The 22176-nt window shown below is 32.4% G+C and carries 25 protein-coding genes; 24 read left to right on the plus strand and 1 reads right to left on the minus strand.

The window, feature by feature from the left end:
* Nucleotides 1-162 precede the first annotated feature (162 nt).
* From COX95_00310 to COX95_00395, 18 genes are all read left to right on the plus strand, one after another.
* Nucleotides 163-828: a hypothetical protein gene (locus COX95_00310; protein ID PIZ86626.1), complete on the plus strand. Its 666-nt coding sequence runs from the start codon at nt 163-165 to the stop codon at nt 826-828.
* A 9-nt stretch (nt 829-837) separates the two neighbouring features.
* Entirely contained in the window at nt 838-1647 is an 810-nt protein-coding gene (locus COX95_00315; GenBank protein PIZ86627.1) for a hypothetical protein, read from the plus strand.
* Between the two features lie 85 nt (nt 1648-1732).
* Nucleotides 1733-3853, plus strand: coding sequence for a hypothetical protein (locus COX95_00320; GenBank protein PIZ86628.1), 2121 nt, complete (start codon nt 1733-1735; stop codon nt 3851-3853).
* A gap of 75 nt (nt 3854-3928) precedes the next feature.
* Nucleotides 3929-4315: a response regulator gene (locus tag COX95_00325; protein ID PIZ86629.1), complete on the plus strand. Its 387-nt coding sequence runs from the start codon at nt 3929-3931 to the stop codon at nt 4313-4315.
* A 14-nt stretch (nt 4316-4329) separates the two neighbouring features.
* Entirely contained in the window at nt 4330-6087 is a 1758-nt protein-coding gene (locus COX95_00330; protein PIZ86630.1) for a hypothetical protein, read from the plus strand.
* Complete coding sequence (locus COX95_00335) at nt 6084-6911, plus strand: hypothetical protein (protein ID PIZ86631.1); 828 nt, start codon at nt 6084-6086, stop codon at nt 6909-6911. Before COX95_00330 ends, COX95_00335 begins: the two co-directional genes overlap by 4 nt.
* Nucleotides 6912-6970: 59 nt before the next feature.
* The gene (locus COX95_00340) at nt 6971-7375 is read left to right on the plus strand and encodes a response regulator (GenBank protein PIZ86632.1); all 405 of its coding nucleotides are present in this window, start codon (nt 6971-6973) and stop codon (nt 7373-7375) included.
* A 100-nt stretch (nt 7376-7475) separates the two neighbouring features.
* Nucleotides 7476-8870 (plus strand): aspartate--tRNA ligase, encoded by a 1395-nt coding sequence (gene aspS / locus COX95_00345; GenBank protein PIZ86633.1) that lies wholly within the window; start codon nt 7476-7478, stop codon nt 8868-8870.
* Complete coding sequence (locus COX95_00350; GenBank protein ID PIZ86634.1) at nt 8867-9586, plus strand: hypothetical protein; 720 nt, start codon at nt 8867-8869, stop codon at nt 9584-9586. The genes aspS and COX95_00350 overlap by 4 nt, the downstream gene beginning before the upstream one ends.
* Complete coding sequence (gene scpB / locus COX95_00355; protein PIZ86635.1) at nt 9579-10130, plus strand: SMC-Scp complex subunit ScpB; 552 nt, start codon at nt 9579-9581, stop codon at nt 10128-10130. Before COX95_00350 ends, scpB begins: the two co-directional genes overlap by 8 nt.
* A 2-nt stretch (nt 10131-10132) precedes the next feature.
* The gene (locus COX95_00360) at nt 10133-11035 is read left to right on the plus strand and encodes a D-alanyl-D-alanine carboxypeptidase (GenBank protein ID PIZ86636.1); all 903 of its coding nucleotides are present in this window, start codon (nt 10133-10135) and stop codon (nt 11033-11035) included.
* Complete coding sequence (locus COX95_00365) at nt 11029-11673, plus strand: hypothetical protein (protein ID PIZ86637.1); 645 nt, start codon at nt 11029-11031, stop codon at nt 11671-11673. Before COX95_00360 ends, COX95_00365 begins: the two co-directional genes overlap by 7 nt.
* Nucleotides 11670-13010: a ribosome biogenesis GTPase Der gene (gene der, locus COX95_00370; protein PIZ86638.1), complete on the plus strand. Its 1341-nt coding sequence runs from the start codon at nt 11670-11672 to the stop codon at nt 13008-13010. The genes COX95_00365 and der overlap by 4 nt, the downstream gene beginning before the upstream one ends.
* Nucleotides 13007-13558 carry a hypothetical protein gene (locus COX95_00375; GenBank protein ID PIZ86639.1) on the plus strand — a complete coding sequence of 184 codons (552 nt, stop codon included), beginning with the start codon at nt 13007-13009 and terminating at the stop codon, nt 13556-13558. The genes der and COX95_00375 overlap by 4 nt, the downstream gene beginning before the upstream one ends.
* A complete protein-coding gene (locus COX95_00380) occupies nt 13558-14112 on the plus strand; it encodes an aminoacyl-tRNA hydrolase (GenBank protein PIZ86640.1) in 555 nt (184 codons plus the stop codon). Before COX95_00375 ends, COX95_00380 begins: the two co-directional genes overlap by 1 nt.
* 1 nt (nt 14113) lies before the next feature.
* The gene (gene dprA / locus COX95_00385; protein PIZ86641.1) at nt 14114-15214 is read left to right on the plus strand and encodes a DNA-protecting protein DprA; all 1101 of its coding nucleotides are present in this window, start codon (nt 14114-14116) and stop codon (nt 15212-15214) included.
* Complete coding sequence (lepB, locus tag COX95_00390; protein PIZ86642.1) at nt 15211-15720, plus strand: signal peptidase I; 510 nt, start codon at nt 15211-15213, stop codon at nt 15718-15720. The genes dprA and lepB overlap by 4 nt, the downstream gene beginning before the upstream one ends.
* Nucleotides 15721-15847: 127 nt before the next feature.
* Nucleotides 15848-17917, plus strand: a complete 2070-nt coding sequence (locus COX95_00395; protein ID PIZ86643.1) for a type I DNA topoisomerase — start codon at nt 15848-15850, stop codon at nt 17915-17917.
* A 32-nt stretch (nt 17918-17949) separates the two neighbouring features.
* On the opposite strand, the gene COX95_00400 is transcribed toward COX95_00395, so the two are convergent.
* A complete protein-coding gene (locus COX95_00400) occupies nt 17950-18426 on the minus strand; it encodes a hypothetical protein (GenBank protein ID PIZ86644.1) in 477 nt (158 codons plus the stop codon).
* A 291-nt stretch (nt 18427-18717) separates the two neighbouring features.
* Between COX95_00400 and COX95_00405 the strand changes: the two genes are divergently transcribed.
* The 6 genes from COX95_00405 (at nt 18718) to COX95_00430 (ending at nt 22151) form a co-directional block, all read left to right on the plus strand.
* Nucleotides 18718-19344 (plus strand): hypothetical protein, encoded by a 627-nt coding sequence (locus tag COX95_00405; GenBank protein ID PIZ86645.1) that lies wholly within the window; start codon nt 18718-18720, stop codon nt 19342-19344.
* Between the two features lies 1 nt (nt 19345).
* Nucleotides 19346-19699 carry a hypothetical protein gene (locus COX95_00410; GenBank protein PIZ86646.1) on the plus strand — a complete coding sequence of 118 codons (354 nt, stop codon included), beginning with the start codon at nt 19346-19348 and terminating at the stop codon, nt 19697-19699.
* 9 nt (nt 19700-19708) lie between these two features.
* On the plus strand, nt 19709-20182 hold the full coding sequence (locus COX95_00415; GenBank protein ID PIZ86647.1) for a 3'-phosphoesterase: 474 nt from the start codon (nt 19709-19711) through the stop codon (nt 20180-20182).
* Nucleotides 20182-20901, plus strand: coding sequence for a DUF72 domain-containing protein (locus tag COX95_00420; GenBank protein PIZ86648.1), 720 nt, complete (start codon nt 20182-20184; stop codon nt 20899-20901). The genes COX95_00415 and COX95_00420 overlap by 1 nt, the downstream gene beginning before the upstream one ends.
* 68 nt (nt 20902-20969) lie before the next feature.
* Nucleotides 20970-21815, plus strand: coding sequence for a hypothetical protein (locus tag COX95_00425; GenBank protein PIZ86649.1), 846 nt, complete (start codon nt 20970-20972; stop codon nt 21813-21815).
* A 15-nt stretch (nt 21816-21830) separates the two neighbouring features.
* Complete coding sequence (locus COX95_00430; GenBank protein ID PIZ86650.1) at nt 21831-22151, plus strand: hypothetical protein; 321 nt, start codon at nt 21831-21833, stop codon at nt 22149-22151.
* Nucleotides 22152-22176: the final 25 nt, after the last annotated feature.

Below are 22176 nucleotides of genomic sequence, written 5' to 3' on the forward strand. Positions count from 1 at the left end.
ACCAATCTTTGGGTAATATTTCACCCATTGATTATTTAATAAAAACTGTTCCGGAGTCTCAAATGTGCGTGACGCGTACAAGCCCTTGATTAATTTTTCTATTTTTTGATATAATGTACTGCTATTTAGCTCATTGAAATCAAATAGAAGGGGGTGTAGTTAGTGAGAAGAAAAACACTTCTTCCCGAAAAAATAGGACCGCTTGTTTACAAATTAGCCAATACTGAAGAAGAAATAAATATAGCAAGAAGAATACATCATGACGGTTATTTACGGGTGGGTTATATCTCTGGAGCAACCCCAACCGGAATGGTTGAGGATGGTTATCACCCTTATTCAGACTATATAATAGCTATTCTTATGAATGGTAAATCAAAAAGAAAAGGGGAAGTCGTTGGCGTAATGAGGATTATCAAAAATTCACCATTAGGCTATCCAACATTAAATGAGTTCGAAATTTCAAAAAGAGCAAAAGATTGGATAAGTTCTATAGATCCTGAGAGTATCATTGAGGTTGGGTCACTATTTGTTAAGCCTGGATATAGTGCGGCGAAAGGTTTATATAGGTATGCATGGCAGTATTCTAAAATTCGAAGAGATACATTATGGCTTGCATGTATAGATAAAACTCTTTTTGAGGTGCTTAAAAGAAGATATCAATTCTATTTCAAGAAAATAGGAAGAGAGCAATTTTATCTAGGATCTGTTACTGTTCCTGCTATGTTGGATTGCGGCAGGCAGAGACTTTTGATGGATTCAAGATTGTTTGCTTTTTATGATAAGCCACAAGTACCTAAAAGCATGGTTAATATATTAGAACTTGTTTAATAGTTGATAATGGAGGCGGTTATGATGATTGGTTGGCCAATTGATTATGAAGAATTAACTTCAAGAAATATTGGGGTTATTACAGAAGAAGAACAAGAAATATTAAGGAACTCAACAATAGCAATCGCGGGTTGTGGATGTATGGGAGGATTAGCAGCGGATCTTCTTGCCAGATTCGGGATAGGTCATATCAAAATAGCCGATCCAGATGTTTTTGATGTAAGTAATATTAATCGTCAGAATATGGCTAGGAGATCAACAGTAGGGCACAATAAGGCAGAGGTATTGGGTCAGTGGCTTGAGGATTTAAATCCTGATATGAAAATTGAGGTATACAATACCGCCATCAATGATAAGAATGCTAAGGAATTTTTAACTGGCGCAGATTATGCTATTGATGGTATAGATTTCTATAATTTTCAGGATGCATTATTCTTTCATCAAGAAGCATACCGTAATAAGCAGTTTGTGAGCTTAGCTACAGCTATTGGCTTTGGTGCTAATGTATTTACTTTTGATCCAGATGGGATAACATTCGAGGATTATCTAGGTTATTCTGGTGAGGATAATTTTTCTATCCCCCCCGAAAAATATTGTCCATTTCTTCCTTCTTATGTAAATTCTGAGATCATAGATAAAGTCGTAAATGATAAGAGTACTATTATACCAAGCATTGGTTTAGCGCAAGCGCTAGGTAATGCATTACTGGTTACCGAGATCGTATGTTTTCTTATAAATAAAAAACTCCCCATATCTATTCCAAATTTTATATCCATTGATTTAATTGATTTAAAGATAAGAACTAATATTGGGGTATAAGGTCATATTATTATGACCTTTTTTTCTTTTTAGAAAAAATATTGTAAAATAATAATAATGGGTCGTTTGATAAATTTAATCATTAATGATAATAACTCTTTTAGCATTTTTCTTATGCGTTTTTAATATTATTCTAGGTGTCACTGTTTTTTTTAGAAAAAAAGGGTTACTTAGTATATTTTTCTTTTTGTTTACTGTTTCTGTTTCTGTATGGGCGAGTTCTATATATTTATCTGAGTATACTTTAAGCCACAGCATGGCGTTAATATGGATGAAGATAACATTCATATCAAGTTCTCTTATGCCGCTGCTATTATATTATTTTGCTCGTCTTTTCCCTGACTATAAAGAAATAACTAACTTTGAAAAAATGCTCATTATAATACCGATTATTATTTCTTTCTTGACTCTTAATAATGATATTGTTACAGGTATAGAGCAAATTAAACCCATTACACCTTCATTTGGGTCTTTTTATAACGTTTTTTTCACTTATTTTTTATCATTCATTTTGATTTCTTTTTTCATTTTATTTAGAAAACTTATTTCCTTTTCTGGTATTAGAAAAGCTCAAACTCAATATGTTTTTGTCGGGCTTTTAGTAGCTTTATTACTTGGGATGCTTACTAATCTTTTTCTTCCTTCATTGGGTTATCAGCAATATGGTAAACTTGGTCCTTTTTCTATAGTTTTTTTTGTAGCTCTTACTACGTATGCAATTATTAAACATCATCTCATGGATATTCGTTTGATTATTGTTAAAAGTATAACCTACTCACTTTTATTCATAACTATTACGCTGGTTTACACATTTTTCATTTTCATTTTTGGTGCTTTAGTCTTCAAGAGCTTCACGGGTATTGAGGCATATTGGGCTTCTATGATTGTTGCTCTGACTATAGCTTTTACAATCCAGCCTATAAAAAGGGTATTTACACGATGGACAGATAGAATATTTTTTAAAGATAACTATAATTTTGAAGAATTAACCTCTAAGCTTAATGAGGTTGCTACTTCTACAATTGTTCTCCCGGAATTACTTTTTAAATTTTTAAATTCTCTAATGGAGAAAATGAGGATTACTAGAGGAGCTTTAATTCTGATCGAAAAAGGCAAAATATATGAAACGGAGAGCATTGGTTACAAGCAGGCTATCAATCTTTTGCCAAAAGAAATAAAACACTTAGTTAATGATAATAAAACCGAAGTATTTGATGAGATTGAAGAGGGGGATTTTAGTAAAGACATAATGAGAAGTTACAATACTTCGCTTATACTTCATCTAAAAACAGAAGGTGAAATTATAGGTTTCTTATTTCTAGGAGAAAAGAAATCTGGAGATATCTATTCCTTCCAAGATATACGAGTTTTAGAAATAATTACCGATCAGGTAGCTTTGGGTATTCAAAATGCAAAAGCATACGAAAAGACCCAGAAATTTAACTTAGTTTTAAGAGCCGAAATAGACCGGGCCACTAAAGAGCTTAGAGATGTTAATGATAGGTTAGTTCAGGCTGATAAATCCAAGGATGAGTTCATTTCTTTAGCTTCTCATGAGATTAGAACGCCAATCGCAGCTCTTGAGGGTTATCTATCAATGTTAAATCTGCAAAAAGTAGATATTAAAGCCAGAGATGAGATTGCTAAAAGATCATATGAAAGCGTTGAACGTTTAAGTACTTTAGTTAAGGATCTTTTAGATGTATCTAGAATTGACCAAAAGAGAATAAAACTTAATAAACAGCCCACTCGATTGGAAAGGCTTATCCAAAGAGCCATGGAAGGCTTTGAGCTTCAGACAAGAGATAAAAAGATATATATTAAATTTCAAAAACCGGAAAAAATGCTTCCGGAAGCCAATATTGATCCAGAAAGAGTTGGGGAAGTTTTTAACAATTTAATAAGCAATGCTATAAAATATACTTATAAAGGCGGCATAACTATTTCTTTGGAGGAAAAAGATAATATGGCTCAGATCACAGTTTCTGATACAGGTATGGGTATACCCAAAAACGCTATTTCGCATTTATTCCAGAAATTTTATCAGGCAGAAACAGCTTCTTCAGTTTTATCGAATGAGCGTGGCGGAACAGGTTTGGGTCTTTATATAAGCAAGAATATAGTTGAAATGCATGGAGGCAAAATTTGGGTTGAGAGTACTGAAGGTAAGGGAACCGCTTTTTATTTCACCTTACCGCTGATTTGATTTTTATAAATTAACCCTTTGCTTTATAAGTTAGTTTATGTTATAATAATTTAAGTTATAAAAAATGGAGGAACGATGCCTAAGGCGAGTTCGAAGAGGAAAAGGATTTTAATCGTTGAGGACGATGTTGCTCTTCGTAATGTATATGAAATGCGTTTAAAGCTTGATGGTTATGACGTAATCGTTGCCGGTGATGGGGAAGAGGGTTTATCTATTGCAGTGAAAGAAAAGCCCGACTTGGTTATGCTTGACTTAATGATGCCTAAAATTTCTGGAATGGATGTATTGGACATTTTAAAATCAACTCCTGAAACTAAAAAAATCTCCGTTATTATTCTAACAGCCTTAACCCAGGAATCAGTTAAAACTAAAGGGTTTGTTTTTGGAGCTGATGATTTTATGGTTAAGTCTGAATCAAAGTTAGAAGAAATCGTAGGAAAAGTTAAATCTTTACTTAAATAGAAAAAGGCTTTTTAATGGAAAAACTAAAATCCGTCAATGAGGATAAGCCTATTTCTAATTTTTATACTAAACCTCTTTTTGAAGATAAAGAGCATCAGGTCAAGCTCCATGCTATAAAAATTAAATCTACCGCAAGATTTTTTGAAATTTTTGATTGGATGATAATTTCTTTTTTTATTTATGCCGCGGTTAATTATTTTTTAGGTAATTGGTCTTTTACTTTTCATCCAGCATATTTTTTCATCGTGGGATTAGTGATTTGCCAAACGCTCATATATCATAGATTTTTTTACGATAATATATTAAAGAAAAATGCTGATATAGCTCTTGATATTGATATAACATTCATTCTTTTAATGTTGATTTCGGTAGCTGAATTATTTGGAGGTATTACTAGTCCTTTTATATTTATATTCTTTCTGTGTTTAGGGATTACTGTTTTCTTTTTTTATCCTTATGCAGTTCCGGTTTTTTTAGTTTTTGAATTAGCAGTAATCTATATTACAGCTTCAATCGATTTAAATCAGGCGAACTTTATAAGTAATTATCCCGTATGGTTCAGGTGGGAAATTATACTTTTGGCAACTTTCGGGGCATTATTTTTTGCTATAAGCGCAATTTATTATAGACAAGGAGAAGAGAGGGATAAATTAGAAGAAGTCGTAAGCAAATTAGTAGCTGAAAAGGTTAAAGGTGAAGTAGTGCTTCAGAGCATGAGTGATGGAGTATTTGTTGTTGATCGGGAAAAAAGATTAATATTTTTAAATGAGGCAGCCGAAAAGATACTTAAAGTATCCAAAGAGCAGGGCGAGCATTTTTTAGGACATTTTTATGGTAATATTTTTAAGCTTAGGATTAATAATAAGGAAATAGACTATACAAAAGATTGTCCTTTGCAGATTGCAATAGCTGAAGGAAAATCTATATTTAGAGACGATTTAAGCTTAATTAATTTATCGAATAAGACACTTTACATAACTCTTTCTTCTGCGCCGGTTGTTGATGCGTCCGGAAATGCGCAAGGCGCTGTAGCTATTATTAGGGATGTTACTAAAGAGAAAGAAATTGAGCGAATTCAAATGGAATTTGTTTCTATTGCTTCACATGAGCTTTTAACGCCCATTACACAGGTTCAGGGGCATCTTTCAATGATAGTTGATGAAAATATCGGAGAAGTTGACGATACGGCCTCAAATATCGTTAGTAACGCTTATAAGGGTATTAAAAGAATAGCAAGGCTTGTTAGAGATTTAATGAATGTTTCTAGAATCCAAAGAGGCTCGATGAAAATGAATATTGTGCCGGTAGATATGAATTCTTTGCTTGAAAATGCAGCTAAGGATTTTCAAGATGAAGCAAAATCCAATGATCTGCAATTGATTTTTGAAAAACCTCAAAAACCAGTATCAGAAGCATTTGGCGATCCTGATAGATTAGGAGAAGTCATAAACAATTTTATTGGTAATGCGATAAAATTTACCAAGAAAGGTAAAATTGTTTTATCCGTATCAGAAAAGAGAGATGGATCAATTGAGGTATCGGTACAAGATACTGGTATTGGTATAGAAAAGGAAAATTTTGATAAGGTTTTTGATAAATTTTACCAAGTTGATTCTTCTGCTACCAGAGAAGCGCAAGGAACCGGTTTAGGGTTATATATTTCTAAAGTTATAGTAGAAATGATGAATGGAAAAATATGGGTAGAGAGTAAACTTGGGAAAGGAAGTAGGTTTTGTTTTACATTACCAAAAGTAATAAATAAAATATCATGATAACTTATTTGCTTATATTACTAAATCTCATTACTGTCGCAATCCTTATTGTTTTTCTTCTGCGTAAAAAAAATAATAATCAGGAAATTATTCTTTTGGCGCGTGAATTAAAGTTATTGAGGGATAAATTAGAGCAAGTTGATGAAAGTAAGCGTGAATTTATTGATATTGTAACTCATGAGCTTAATACTCCTATAGCTATGATTTCCGGCTATTTATCAATGATACTTGAATTTCCTGAAGAGGAAGTAAAGCCAGGCGTTATGAATTTAGCTAAAAGGTCTTTTGAGGCTACTAGAAGGATATCAAGGGTTGTTCAGGGATTAATCACATCATCTGAATCAATAGGGGAGGAAAAATCCCAGACTATACAGATTGAAGACTTAATAGAAAAATCTATTGAAGATTTTTCGCAGATTGCCAAAGATCATGGTATTGAATTAGTTTATGATCTTCCAAAAATGCTGCCGCTTCCTTTAATAGCAGCTAAGCCGTTAAGTACTAAAATTATAATTTCAAATTTAGTTGATAATGCATTAAAATTTACAAAAAAGGGTAGAATTACGATAGATACAGAGGTTAAAGATCAGGAAATGTTTGTGAAAGTTTCGGATACAGGAGTAGGTATTAGTAAGAAAAATCAAAGCAAAATATTTGATAAATTCTTTCAGGTAGACAGTTCTCGTACTAGAGCAGCTGGAGGCATGGGCATAGGTTTATATTTGGTTAAAAATATGGTTGAAAAGCAAGGCGGCAAAATTTGGGTGGAGAGTGAAATAGGCAAAGGAACTTCTTTTTATTTTACACTTCCATTAGCCCCCTAAAATTACAACAGCTTGATTTTTAGTATTCGTTAATTTACTATAAATATAAGGAGAAGAGGATGCCAGAGAAAAAGGAAAAAATATTGATAGTAGAAGATGATAAGTCTCTAAGAGAGATGTATCAACTTAGACTCTCTCTTAATGGTTATGATGTGCTCGAGGCAAGTGACGGTGAAGAGGGTTTAGACGTGGCTATTAAAGAAAAACCGGACTTAATATTACTTGATATAATGATGCCTAAAATGTCAGGTATGGACGTATTGGATATTCTAAAATCAACGCCTGAAACAAAAGATATCCCTATAGTTGTATTGACGGCTCTAGCAGAAGAAAACGTAAAGGCCAAAGGCTTGGTATATGGGGCTGAAGACTTTTTGATAAAATCACAAATTATGCCTGGTCAGGTTGTTGAGAAAATAGAAAAAGTTTTAGCAAAGAAAAAACAGAACCAGAAAAAACAATAAAATTTTCGTTTATTTAATACCCCTTTAAAGGGGTATTATTATATTAGCGCTAGGTTTAAAAGCTGTTTCATATTTGCTTATTTTATAGTAAAATTAAGCCATGGAAAGAATACTTACTAAAAATTTAAATAATCATATAGGCAAAGAAGTTACTTTGTATGGTTGGGTTAACGGACGCAGGGACCACGGCAAAATTATTTTTATAGATATAAGGGATAGGAGTGGGTTGGCTCAGATAGTTTTTATACCTCAAAACGAGGATGCTTATAAAATTGGTGATGACTTAAGAGATGAATATGTTATTTCTATTTCCGGTATTGTCAATAAAAGGCCATCAGGAATGATTAATCCTAAAATACCTTCAGGTGAAGTTGAAATAGAAGCGAAGAGCGCCACAATATTATCTAAATCCAAAACACTGCCGCTTAATATTCATGAAGACGGTTACGAAATTAATGAAGAACTTCGTTGGAAATATCGTTATCTTGATATGCGTAGAACAAGAGTTGTTAACATTTTAAAGACTCGTCAGCAAATGAAAAATCTTATCAGGCAATTTTTAAATGAAAAAGAATTCTATGAGATAGATACCCCGATTTTAACAAAAAGTACGCCAGAGGGTGCAAGGGATTTTTTAGTTCCCTCAAGGTTTTATAAAGGACGCTTTTATGCGTTGCCCCAGTCGCCACAGCAATACAAAGAATTATTAATGGTTGCAGGACTTGAAAAGTATTTTCAATTTCCAAGGTGTTTTAGGGATGAGGATTTAAGAAGAGACAGGGTTTTTGAATTTGATCAATTAGATATTGAAATGAGCTTCGTAGAGGTTAAAGACGTACTGGATTTAACCGAAGAATTAGTAATAAAGGTAACAGAATCTTTAGGTAAAAAAATTCAGGACAAACCTTTTCCCCGATTAACATATAAAGAAGTTATGGAGAAATACGGCACAGAGAAGCCAGATTTGAGAAAAGACAAAAAAGATCCCGATTTATTATCTTACATTTGGGTTGTTGATAGACCTCTTTTTGAATGGAAAAAAGAGGATAAAACATGGGGTCCTGCTCATCATCCTTTTACATTGCCGCTAGAAGAAGATATGAAATTTTTTGACAATAAAGATAAACTTGGTGACATAAGGGCTAAGGCGTATGATTTGAATTTAAACGGTGAAGAGATATTTGGCGGTAGTATAAGGATTACTGATCCTGATTTACAGATTAGAGTATTTGAGACTTTGGGATATTCCAAAGAGGAAATTATCGAAAGATTCGGACATTTATTAGAATCTTTTACTTATGGTGTGCCGCCCCATGGTGGAATAGCGAACGGATTTGACAGATGGCTTATGATTATTCTTAATGAGCCGAATATTCGTGAAGTTATTCCTTTTCCAACAACTGGTACAGGCAGGACTGCAGTTATGAGTGCTCCGTCTGAAGTATATCCGGAGCAGCTGAAAGAATTAGGAATTAAAATTTTAAAAAAAGAATGAATTTTAAAATAAAATTAGAATCTTTTGAAGGACCATTGGATTTACTCCTTAAGCTGATTGAAGAGCATAAAATGGATATAACGCAGGTTTCTTTAGCAAAGGTAGCTGATATGTTTTTGCTTTATGTTCAAAAGATTGAATCCATCGAACTTAAAAACTTATCGGATTTTTTGGATGTTTCTTCTAAACTAATTTTAATTAAATCAAAGATTTTATTGCCCCAATTGAACTTAACAGAAGAAGAAAAGGAAGATATAGAAGAATTAGAAAAACGTTTAAAAGAATATCAGATTTTTAAGAGAGTTTCCGTAAAGATAAAAGAACTGGCTAATAAAGATTCGCAGTCTTTTAGCAGGAGCACAAAAGTAAGTCCATCAGTTGTTTTTTTTGATCCTCCAAGAATAGATAATAAAAATTTGTTTAAAATATTTCAGGAGGTTCTTGAGAAAATATCCAATGAAGAGAAAGAGAAAAATCCAAAAGCATTAGTTGAAAAATCGGTTTCTATAGAGGAGAAAATAGGTGAAATAAAGAATGAGTTAGACAAGATAGGCCAAATACAATTCGGCGTTTTTCTTAAGAAGTCAAAAAGTAAAGTAGAGGTTATTGTTAGTTTCTTGGCCATGTTAGAGCTTTTAAAGCAGAAAATTTTAGAAGCACAACAGGACGACAATTTTACGGACATTATATTAATAAAAAAAGAAGCATTTGTTTAGGGCAAATATGAAAGAAAACTTAAAAAACATAATTGAAGGTTTATTATTTGTTTCTGAGAGACCGATCAGTATAAAAGAATTAGCCGGCGTTTCAAATTCTTTAAGTATAGACGTACAAAAAGTACTTTTGGAGTTAATTAATGAATTTCAGGATAGAGGCTTAAGGATTATAAGAAAGGGTGATTATTTTCATATTGTTACAGCTTCTGAAATTGCTAAATATATCGCAATATTCTTAAATCAGGAATTAAAGAAAGAGTTGGGACAAGCAGCCCTAGAAACTTTATCTATTATTACATATAAACAGCCGGTAACCAGAATGGAAGTTGAAAAAATCAGAGGAGTAAACTCTGATGCAATTTTAAGAACTTTACAAATTAAAGGGTTGATATCTGAGGTAGGTAGAAAAGAAACACCTGGTAAACCGATACTTTACGGAACAACCTTCGAGTTTTTGCAATATTTAGGCATTGAGAGTCCTGATGATTTGCCTAAGTTAAGTAAAGATGAAGAAATCAAAACCGATCAAACTTTTAAATTCTAAAAATGAAAAAAATAATTCTAGTTTTTGCAATAATTTTGGAACAGATAGGAATAACAATCCCATCTAATTGGGTTAGCGTTAATCCGTATCAAGCCAACACGAATACTGTAAGCCCTGCGGCCTCTTATTTAGATGAAATATCTCCTTTACCGCAGAAGATTCAGGAAACTGATGCTAATATTCAAGCAAGGTCTTTTATATTAATAGATAGAAATACATCTAAGGTAATGGCCGAAAAAGAATCTAATATAAGAATTCCAATGGCATCTTTGACCAAAATAATGGCTGCTACTATCGTTTTAGAAAAAGCAAAATTGGAAGACAAAGTTAATATTTCTAAAAACGCAGTTTCATCTTACGGAGAAGGAATTGATCTCAGTGCGAGTGAAAATTTAACAGTAGAAGACTTATTATATGGAGCTCTTTTAAGTTCCAGTAATGATAGTTGTGTTGCAATGGCAGAGCATGTATCAGGTACAGAAGAAGAATTTGCGAAAATAATGAATGAAAAAGTGAAAGAACTCGGTCTTAAGAACACTCATTTTACTAACGCAGCAGGCTTGGATGATTTCCATCACTATTCATCAGCTTTTGACCTGGCTATATTAACAAAATATGCCTTGCAGAATGAAAAGTTTAAAGAGATTGTAAATACAAAGGAAAAGACTATTACCTCAAGTCAGGGGATTAGTCATCATTTAAGAAACTCAAATAAACTTCTTTTTTTAGAAGATTTAAATGTATTGGGAGTAAAGACTGGCTATACAGGTGAAGCCGGGGAGTGTTTAATAACAGAAGCCGAGAAAGATAATAATAAGATTATTGCGGTAGTGTTGAATAGTCCCGATAGGTTTGGAGAAAGTAAAAAATTACTAAAATGGGGATTTGAGGATTATAAATGGTAGCTAAAGCGGATACAATAAAGGCGGTTATTTTTGATCTTAATGGTGTGGTTATTATTGATTCTCATTGGCATGCAATTACTAATGCTGCTATAAAAAAAGGAGAGGATCGAACGGATTTTCACTATAGGGTTCATACAAAAAATATAAAAAATGATATTTTCTGGAAAATTCAAACCGGTCGAATAACTGAAAAAGAATTTTGGAAAGATCTTGATCAAAACATAAAAAATTTAAAAATTTTAACTGAAATAAGAAACCAGGTATATAGCTTACTTATTCCCAAAAAAGGAACATTACAGATTATAGAAAAATTAAAAGCACGGGGCTATAAATTAGGGCTGCTTACAAATTTTACAAAACAATGGATGGATTATTTGAAAACATCAAAAGAAGGTCTATATACAATTAGTTTATTTGATGCGATAGTTAATTCAGCTGATATTGGCATAAAAAAGCCCGATAAGAGGGCATATGAAATAATTCTAAATCGATTAGAAACAATTCCAGGGGAGGCAGTGCTGATTGATGATCGAGAAAAAAATTTTAAAGGGGCTCATCAAATTGGTTTAAATACCATACTCTTCAGCTCAGCGACGCAATTGAATAAAGACTTAAATAATTTCGGGATAAAAATATGATACCAGTAGTAGCTATTGTTGGAAGAACGAATGTAGGCAAATCAACTCTTTTTAACCGTGTTATACAGAAGAGACTTGCTGTTACATCTATTGAACCAGAAACAACTCGGGATCGCTTATATGCAGATACAGAATGGCAAGGTAAAGAGTTTATTATAATTGATACTGCTGGGTTAAATATAGAAACACCCGAGGAAACCCCAGAGAATATCAAGCAATTGATTGAAGGAGTGAAAACTCAAGTATATGAGGCCATTAATGAAGCTGATTTGCTTTTGTTTAGTGTAAGCGCCGACGAAGGTTTAACTTCGCGAGACAAAGAGATAGCCGACATAATCAGGAAATCAGGGAAACCAACTATTTTAGTTGTTAATAAGGTTGATAATCAAGAAAAGGAAATGTTGGTTGATAATTTTTTAGTATTAGGTATAGGAAAGCCATCATCGGTCTCGGCTATTTCCGGCAGGAAAAGTGGGGATTTGTTGGATAGGATAGTATCAGAATTAAAGAAGATAAAGCCAAAGAGAGAGAAAATAAAATCAGATATTGACGTTGCAATCATCGGTAGACCTAATGTCGGTAAGTCTACTTTAGTTAATAGTCTTGTTGGTAGGGAAAGGGTGGTTGTTAATGAGATACCCGGCACAACTGTTGATAGTATAGATGTATTTTTAAAATATCAAGATAAAACAATTAAAATAGTCGATACTGCAGGTATCAGAAGAAGAGGAAAAATCAAAGTAGGTGTTGAAAAATTCAGCGTGTTAAGGGCGGTTAAGGCTATAGCTAGAGCAGATATAACTTTATTAGTATTAGATGCTGATGAGGGCATAACTAATCAGGATCTTCATATAGCTCAATTCGCTTTAGAGGCAGGTCGGGGATTAATTTTGGTAATTAATAAATGGGATTTGAAAGAAAAAGATATCACAATGGACAATTTTCTTTCTTTTTTAAAAAACAGAATTAGTTTTCTCCCTTGGTCGCCAGTAATATTTATTTCTGCACTAACAGGTAAGAATGTACAAAAGATATTTGATATTATTCTTGAGGTTAAATTCAAACGAACAGAGAAGATATCAACCAGAAAATTAAATCAGATCATTTCTGATGCCGTTAGTTTTAATCCTCCAAAAACAAGAGGGGAGGTTCAGCCTAAGATTTATTTTTCTACTCAGATTGTTTCTGATACTCCGAAATTCATTTTAAAAGTAAATGATTCTTCGCTGTTTCATTTTTCTTACCTGAGGTATTTGGAAAAAAAGATAAGGGAAAGTTTTGATTTTACTGGCACACCCATTAAAATTGAATTAAAGAGTAATAGAGATAATAAATGATAAAGATCGGGCAAATAATTAAAAAAGTTAAGTCTAAAAAAGATAAAAATATTTTGATAAGAGTGGTTGGCAACAATGATGCCATTGGTTTAAAGAATATGATCAATTGTATTATTGATGAAGATGATTTCCTTTTAATAAATAAAAAAGTTTCTCTTGCGGAAGAAAAACAATGGCTAGAAAAAACAATAAAAGGAACTAGAAAAGATGAAAGAATTTTTCTTTGCGCATTAACAGGTTCTAAAATAATAGGCAGTGGTGGTATTGAGAGAAAAAGCGGTAGGATGTCACATGTAGGAAATTTTGGAATAACCATCCTCAAAGAATTTCGTGAAGAAGGCATAGGCAAGTGTTTAATGAGTGAGGTTCTAAAAATCGCTAAAAAAAATTTGAAAGTTAAATTAATTACTATAGATGTTTGCAGTACAAATGAGAGAGCTTTTAATTTTTATAAAAAAATGGGTTTTAAGGTTTATGGTGAGTTGCCAAAAGCTATGCTTAGAAGGGGTAGATATATTTCTATTTTAAGAATGTATAAGGAAATTTGATGAAAGTAATAGTTGGTTTAGGCAATCCAGGCAAATTATATCAATCTACTAGGCATAATGTTGGTTTTATTTTTCTGGATATTTTGCGCAAAGAATTAGATTTTCCAACTTTCAAAGAAGAGAAAAAATTTCAAGCAGATATATCAAAAGCTAATGATTGTGTTCTTGTAAAGCCTTTAACTTTTATGAACAAATCGGGGACAAGCATATCTAAGTATTTAAATTACTTCAAAATTAATCCAGAAAATATAATGGTAATTCACGACGATATTGATCTTAAGCTAGGTAAAGTAAAGATTGGTTTTGGTGAAGGAGATGCCGGCCATAACGGGGTAAGATCTTTAATCAATAGGCTAGGAACTAAAGAATTCTGGCGGATAAGAATTGGTATTTTAAGCAGATCGAAAGAAGAGATAAAGGCCGAGGAGTTTGTTTTAGAAAAATTTTCGAAAAAAGAATTTGAATTGATAGAAGAAATAATTTATGAAGCTACGCAAGAGATAAAAGCTTTTTTGAATAATAAAATTAAACCACGGACCATCTCTTTGGATTAAAATGACAATGCAAAAAATTAAAGAAAGAGATAAAGAAATAATTATTTCTTTATCAAAAAATCCCAAGATCAGAAAACATATCGGGAAAATTGTAAATTATTTTGATGATTTGCAATATTTTTGGCAAAACCCTAATCTACTGGATTTTCAAAAAGCGGAAATGGGCGAAGAAGCTTATAATAATTTTTTGGATCTTAAGCATAATACTATCCCGGAGCGTGAGTTAGAATTTTTGAAGAAAGAAGATATTAACACCATATTTATTAACGATAAAAATTACCCAGATTTATTAAAAGAAATTTTTGATCCGCCAATCGTTTTATATGTTAGGGGTAATATAAATATTGAAAATCGGCTTAAATTATCAATTGTTGGAACCAGAAGACCAACAAATTATGGCATAGAGTCTGCTTTAAATATAGCCGAGCATATTGCCAAATCTGATTTTGTTATAGTTAGCGGATTAGCAATCGGGATCGATACATTGGCCCATAGGGGGTCTCTAAATGGTGGTGGCATGACCGTAGCAGTTTTAGGGACTAGTGTTGATGATAAATCAATCTACCCTTCTATTAACAGATCTTTAGTGCTAAAAATTATTGAGAGTGGAGGGGCTGTTATTTCTGAATATCCCCTCGGGTACCCAATTTTTAAACATAATTTTCCGGAAAGAAATAGAATTATTTCAGGATTATCACACGGAACGCTTGTTGTTGAAGCAAAAAAAAGATCAGGCGCTTTAATCACAGCGAATTTCGCGCTTGAACAGGGAAGAGAGGTTTTTGCTGTACCTGGCGATATAAATCGTTTGGAATCAGAGGGCCCAAATAGTTTGATCAAGATGGGTGCAAAAATCGTTATGCATTATTCCGATATCTTAAATGAGTTCGGAATAGAAGAAATTAACAAAGAAGAAATAAAAGCAGACTCAGAATTAGAAATGAAAATAATAGAAGTTATAAAAAATGAATCTTTACATATTGATAAAATAGTTGAGCTTACAGGCTTGAGTATTTCTGAAGTTTCAAGTACCCTATCACTTATGGAGATTAAGGGTAAAGTGATAAATTTGGGAGCACTTAACTTTGTAATAAAAAAATGAAAAAAATTATATTTTTTATTATTATCATAATTTTGATTGCAATAGCCACAGTGCTTATTTCAGTAAAAATATTTGCAATTTCGGGTAATAGTATGGAGTCCTCGCTTAAAGATAAAGAAAAGGTTCTTGTTCTCAAATATGTAAATTTTTTAGGTAAACTTCAAAGAGGTGATATTATTCTTATTGAAAAAGATAATAAACTTATGATAAAAAGAATTATAGCTTTACCTAAGGAAAAAATCGAAATAAATGAAGGCAAAATTATAATTAATGATCAATTGCTTCTTGAATCATATGTAAATGATTTCTATACTTATGGAAATCAGCGAATATTTTTAGCGGATGGACAATATTTTGTATTAGGCGACAATCGTAAAGCTAACGAGAGTATCGATTCAAGGATTTTTGGTCCAGTAACAGAAAGGGCGATTAGGGGTAAAGTTTTGGGTATATTTTCACCTAACTTGAAAATAATAAAGCCGCCTTTATATAAACTCGGTTCTTAAAACAGTTGCACAAAGTTTATAATACAATTAAAGTATTAAATAGTTTACCCTGTTAAGCAGATGGCACGAAAATAGTGAAACAACAATAAAAGAAATTTTTAATAGGGTTTTTAGAGGTTATTTTTTTATGCAAAATTTAGTTATTGTAGAATCTCCCGCAAAAGCAAAGACAATAGAGAAGTTTCTTGGAAAGGGATTCAAGGTAGAAGCTTCTTATGGTCATGTGCGTGATTTGCCTAAGGCCGAGCTTGGAATCAATACAGAAGAAGATTTTGAGCCCAAATATGTTATTCCAACGAAAGCTAGAAAAAGAATTAATTTGTTAAAAAAAGAAGTAGAAAAAGCGAAAGAACTGTATCTTGCGACTGATCTTGATAGAGAAGGAGAGGCCATTGCTTGGCATATTACTGAAGTTACTAAACCAAAATCAGCGCCTAAAAGGGTTATTTTTTCAGAAATAACAAAAGATGCTATTCTCGAAGCCTTTAACCATCCTAGGGACTTAGATACCAATCTTATTGATGCTCAACAGGCAAGAAGAATTTTAGATAGGTTAGTGGGTTATAAATTAAGTCCTTTATTATGGAAAAAGGTTAGAAGAGGTTTATCTGCTGGGAGGGTTCAGTCTGTAGCGCTTAGATTAATTGTCGAAAGAGAAAGAGAAGTACAAGATTTTAAATCAGAAGAATATTGGAATATTGAAGTTAATCTTTCTAAAAAAGAAAAACCAGAAGAAAATCTTATTGCCAAACTTACCGAAATGTTAGATAAGAAAATAGAAAAATTTACTTTTCAAAAGCAAGAGGATGTTAAAAAAATACTGGACGATTTTAATAATGCTATCTTTATAGTGAATAATATTGAAAAGAAGCAGAGAGTCAGGAATCCTTATCCTCCTTTTATAACAAGCACTCTTCAGCAAGAAGCATCAAGGCGTTTGGGTTTTTCCGCAAAAAAAACCATGGTTATCGCCCAGCAATTATACGAAGGGGTAATAATGGGTAATGAGGGGTCTATTGGGTTGATTACTTACATGAGAACGGATTCTTTAAATCTTTCCTCAGAATTCATAGAAAGATCGGTAAATCTAGTAAAAGAAAAATTCGGGTCCAATTATGTAGAAGGCAGCGGGAGAAGATTTAAAACCAAGGCAAAATTAGCCCAAGAAGCCCATGAGGCAATCCGTCCTACGTATATCGAAAGGGAACCATCATCAATAAAGAATTTTCTAACACCTGACCAATTTAAACTATATTCATTAATTTACAATAGAGCTCTAGCGTCTCAAATGAAAGAAGCCTTATTTGAAGTAACTTCAGTAAAAATTAAAGCTAAGCAATATGGATTTTTAAGCTCTGGTTCTAGGTTATTATTTGATGGTTTCTTAAAAGTCTATCAGGATAAAAAAGAAGAAAAAGAAAATATAATGCCAAGCTTAGAAACGGATGAAGAATTAGATGTTATCAAGATAGACTCAATCCAGTCTTTTACTGTACCTCCTGCAAGGTACTCAGAGGCTTCTCTTGTAAAAACCATGGAAGAGAACGGTATAGGCAGACCTTCTACTTACGCCCCAATTATGAGTACGATAATTGATAGAGGATATACTAAGAAAGAAAACGGATATTTTTTCCCGCAGGAAATTGGCTTTATTGTAAATGATTTATTAGTTAGCAATTTCCCTAATATTTTCGATATAAAATTTACGGCTCAAATTGAAGAAGAGTTTGATGAAATTGCTGCAGGTAAGGAAAAATGGAAAAAAGTGATCGCTGATTTTTATCAACCATTCAGTAAAGATCTTGAATCAAAGCACGAGGAAATAGAGAAAATTAAACTTCCTGAAGTTGAAACAGATATTAAATGTGAAAAATGCGGGAAACCGATGTTGATAAAAATTGGAAGATATGGAAAATTTTTGGCTTGCGCTGGTTTTCCTGAATGCAAGAATACAAAGCCATTAGTGAAAGAAATAGAAGCTACGTGCCCTCGATGTTCTGAAAAGCTTGTTGAAAAAAGAACCAGGAAAGGCAGAATATTTTATGGATGCAGTAGTTATCCTAGTTGTAATTTTGCTTCCTGGAACGAACCATTAAACGAACAATGTAAAAAATGTGGTAGTTTATTGGTACGCGATAAAAAAGGTAATGTACTTTGTGTGGACTGTGACTTGAAGATGAATAACCCAAAGGAATAAAAAACGCACTATGTGCGTTGTAAGTGTGAGCTCTAATATTCAAAAAGTGTTTCTTGTATTTGGGGTATTAATTGGGTAGAAACTTCTGATTCAATTACAATTTCTGGCTTTTCTTTATTAGTTTTTTGTTTTTTTAATACAACAGTAATTAAATTATATTTCCAACAATCCCTATAAAGGTTTATAAATTGGGCTCTCGCCTTTTTTTTGGCAGTCATAAGAATAGATAATTTTGCTCTTTCTCTGCCTAGGCTTGCTTCCCATGCTTTTTTAAAAGATATTCTGATTCTTTGAGGGGACAATTGGCGGCCATGGTCATTAATTCTTACTTCAGCAATTATACTTAATAAATTATTAAGTATATTAATAAATTCTATTGATATTCCTGATATATTTTTGAGAATAAAGCCTAGTTCTTCTTCTGATATTAGATTAATGCTTTGAGTCTGTATTATTAAGTTAATAATTTTTTCTAATCTGCCTATGGTTGGTTTTTCAGTAGCCAACATGCTCAACGAAAACACTCCTCTTAGTTTGTCAAATAAACAAATTACAGCAAATTATACTAATTAACTTATCAAAAATCAAACCCTTGGTTCATGTAAGATATGTAATAGAATACAGGGATAGTTTTAGTGGTATAATTAAAATATGATGTATCTTATTTATGGAACCCAGGTATTAACCGAGGAGACTGTCAATTTTAGATTTGCTTATGGTGCTATAAACAAAGCCAAGTTAAATAATAAAAATAAAATGGAATCATTAAAAAAATTATCTTTAAACCAAAAGGAGATAAGATGAACTCAAAAGAAATTATTAATTACTTAGCCAAGAAAAAAATTCCGTATGATTTTATAGAGCATAAAGAAGTATATACAGCTAAAGATCTTGCTAAAGCAACAAAATCATTCGAGAAAGAGATTGCAAAAGTTCTTATTTTAAAAGTTAATAATAAAAAATTTATTATGGTCGTTCTTCCTGGAAGCTTAGCCGCAAAGTTGAAAAAAATAAAAAAGTTTATAGGTGGTAAAGAAATTTCTATGGCCACTGAATCCGAGATGAGAAAATTAACAGGGTTCAAACCAGGTTCAGCACCAGCTCTTGGTAAGTTTCTTAAACTTAAACTGATTGTTGATAAATCAGAAGAAAAGAATAAAAATATAATTTTTTCGGCCGGTGACTATACAAAGTCAATAAAGATAAAAATTTCTAATTGGTTAAAATTAGAAAACCCAGACATTTTCGATTTTTCTGTTGTTCCTTCTATTAGAAATAAGAAATCAAAGAAGAAACAAAAAGTTACAAAAAAGCCAGCGATCAAAAAAATAAATAATAAAAATAAGAAGACAATTAAGTCAGGTATAATAAAGAAAAAAACAAAAAAATTAGCTAAAAACCCTAAGGTTAAAATAAAAAAGAGGTAATATGAATGATGAAAAATGGGGGGATGTAGTTGACTTAATAGAACAGAAATTTGGAATCATAGAACGTAATAAAGAAGAAGTTATTATTGGTGATGATTTTGAAGAAGATAAAGCTCGAGAAAGTATTGATTCAATAATTTTTAATGGGCCGTTAGGCAAGATGAAAGTTCAGCGAATCACAAGGCCGATAGTTTTAGATAAAAAGGTGCATTATACGAAAACAATGGGCCAAGGCGCAAAGGTTGAGTATACTTATTCGGACGATGAATTTACTCACAGGGTTGTAGCTTATAAGTGGGGTGAGGTGGAAAGCTCCTGGATCGAAATAGAAGCAGGTGGTTTAAAATTTTCTTAAGGAAAATTTATGGTTTTAGAGGAATACAATAAAAAAAGAAAATTCAATATAACACCAGAGCCAAAGGCTAAAGCGAATTTAAAGAGTGCTAACCGTTTTGTTATACAGGAGCATAATGCAAGTCACCTACATTACGATTTTCGTCTTGAATTGCCGTCTGATATCAATAGTAGGGACATAGTTCTTAAAAGTTGGGCAATTCCTAAAAATGTACCCCGAGAATTAGGAGTTAAGAGGTTGGCTATCCAAACCGAAGATCATCCGGCATCATATATCGATTTTGAAGGAGTTATACCAAAAGGCGAATATGGTGCAGGCACCGTTAAGACATGGGATAAGGGTGAGTTTCGATTATTAGATAGAGAGAAAAACGTTATTCATTTTGTTTTAAAAGGAAATAAATTTAAGGGGGAATATACTCTGATTAAGACTAAAGGTTTTGGTAAGTCACAGAATAGTTGGCTGATATTTAGAGTAAAATAATGATATTTATAGGAACATCTGGTTTTTTTTATAATCATTGGAGAAATGTTTTTTATCCGTCAGATTTATCGCAGTCAAAGTGGTTACAATACTATTCAGATTTTTTTAAAACTATAGAAATAAATTCAACTTTCTACGGATTTCCAAATGAAAGTAGTCTAGCTAAATGGTATAAAGAAACCCCAAAGGGTTTCCTATTTTCATTAAAAGGGAGTCGTTTTATAACTCATGTCAAAAGGCTTCATAATGTTGAAGATTCTTTAGGTATATTCATCAATAGAGCCATTTTATTAAAAGAAAAACTAGGTATAATCTTATGGCAGTTTCCAAATAATTTTAAATTTGATCTAGATCGTTTGGGGAAATTTTTAGAGCTACTATCTAAATATCAAAACCGTTATGCATTTGAATTTAGAAATGAAGATTGGTTTAATGATAAAACCTATGCACTTCTTGAAAAATACAAAGTCTCTTTGGTAATTTCCGATTCTCCAAGCTTTCCTCGCGCGGAAATTATAGCCGCAGATTTTGTATATATTCGTTTTCATGGAGGCAAGGTTTTGTATGGGTCGGAATATTCAGAAAAAGAACTTAGGCAGTGGGCTATGAAAATCAAGGATTGGTCTAGGGATAGAGATGTCTTTATCTATTTTAATAATGATGCCTATGGATATGCTATTAAAGATGCAAAGCAACTCATTGGTATTCTGAAGCTTTAAAACTATTATTTTTGACTCAGCTATTATTTTAAAGTAGAATTAAATATTCTTAGATCATTGAAAAGTAGGTGATTGAAGTGAGTAGACTAGAGATACTAGTGAGAGATAAAATTGATGTATTATTTGAAGCACAACCATGGATTAAGAAATTAAGTAATCAAAGTATCGCTATAAAATATGGCGGGGAGTTACTTGCCGATGATCATAATATATATCAAATATCACGCGATATATCATTTCTATACTCCGTTGGAATACGTCCTATTATTATTCATGGTTTCGGTCCCCAATTGAGTAAAGAATTAAAAGGTAAAAATATAGAAAGCCAGAAGATTAACGGTACAAGGGTATACACCAAAGAAATAAGGGATATCGCATTAGATGTTTGTGGGTATATTCGTCATAAACTAAATAATGCATTAATGACACAGGGAGTTAAGGTTATATCTCCGATATACAAAGATGTTCTTGTACAGGAAGAAGAAGGATATGGCCTAGTTGGTAACATAACTTCTATATCAACAAGCTCCAATTCATCAATATTGTTTGATAATAATTCTGCTGTGTTAGTTAGCCCTTTTGGCACTAATCGTGATGGTGAGATATGCGGGGTAAACGCCGATAACGCTGTTATTTTTTTCGCTGAAATTTTTTCAGCAGTCAAGCTGATCATTAATACCTCTACATTCGGCGTATTAGATGAAAATCATGCAGTAATCACGCATCTCGATACAATCAAAGCCAATGAATTAATCCAACAAGGTGTTATAAAAGACGGAATGATTCCAAAGGTATTAAATTGTCTTAATTCTGGAGTTGAGAAAATACATATTATAGATGGCAGAATTCCTCACGTATTACTCTACGAAATATTTACCAATAAAGGTATAGGTACGGAAATAGTAAAGTCATAGGAGGTGAATAAAGTAATGAATAGTAATTGTTTTGTAAATGCTGTATTAGAGAATGTTACGAGTTATAAAGGGCAAAAGAAAGTAAGAATTAAAATTATTCTTAAGAAAGCTTGTTCTATGCCTGGATGTAACAGGGATAATGAGAACACTTTCTATGGTGATATTATAATTACAGGTGATCCTTTCGTTGATATTAAATTATGCTTGAGTAAATTTCAGTTTACTTGTTACAATTGCGGAGTAATATTTGGTTTAAACCACCCAGAACTTATGAGCACCGCTCGGGACAATAGAATAATTGATATTTTAAAAACACCACTTGTATTACGAACATAAAAACATTGAACCCCCAGCCTTAGAC

The sequence above is a fragment of the bacterium CG_4_10_14_0_2_um_filter_33_32 genome, from assembly GCA_002792735.1.
Taxonomy (GTDB): Bacteria; Patescibacteriota; CPR2_A; order CG2-30-33-46; family CG2-30-33-46; genus CG2-30-33-46.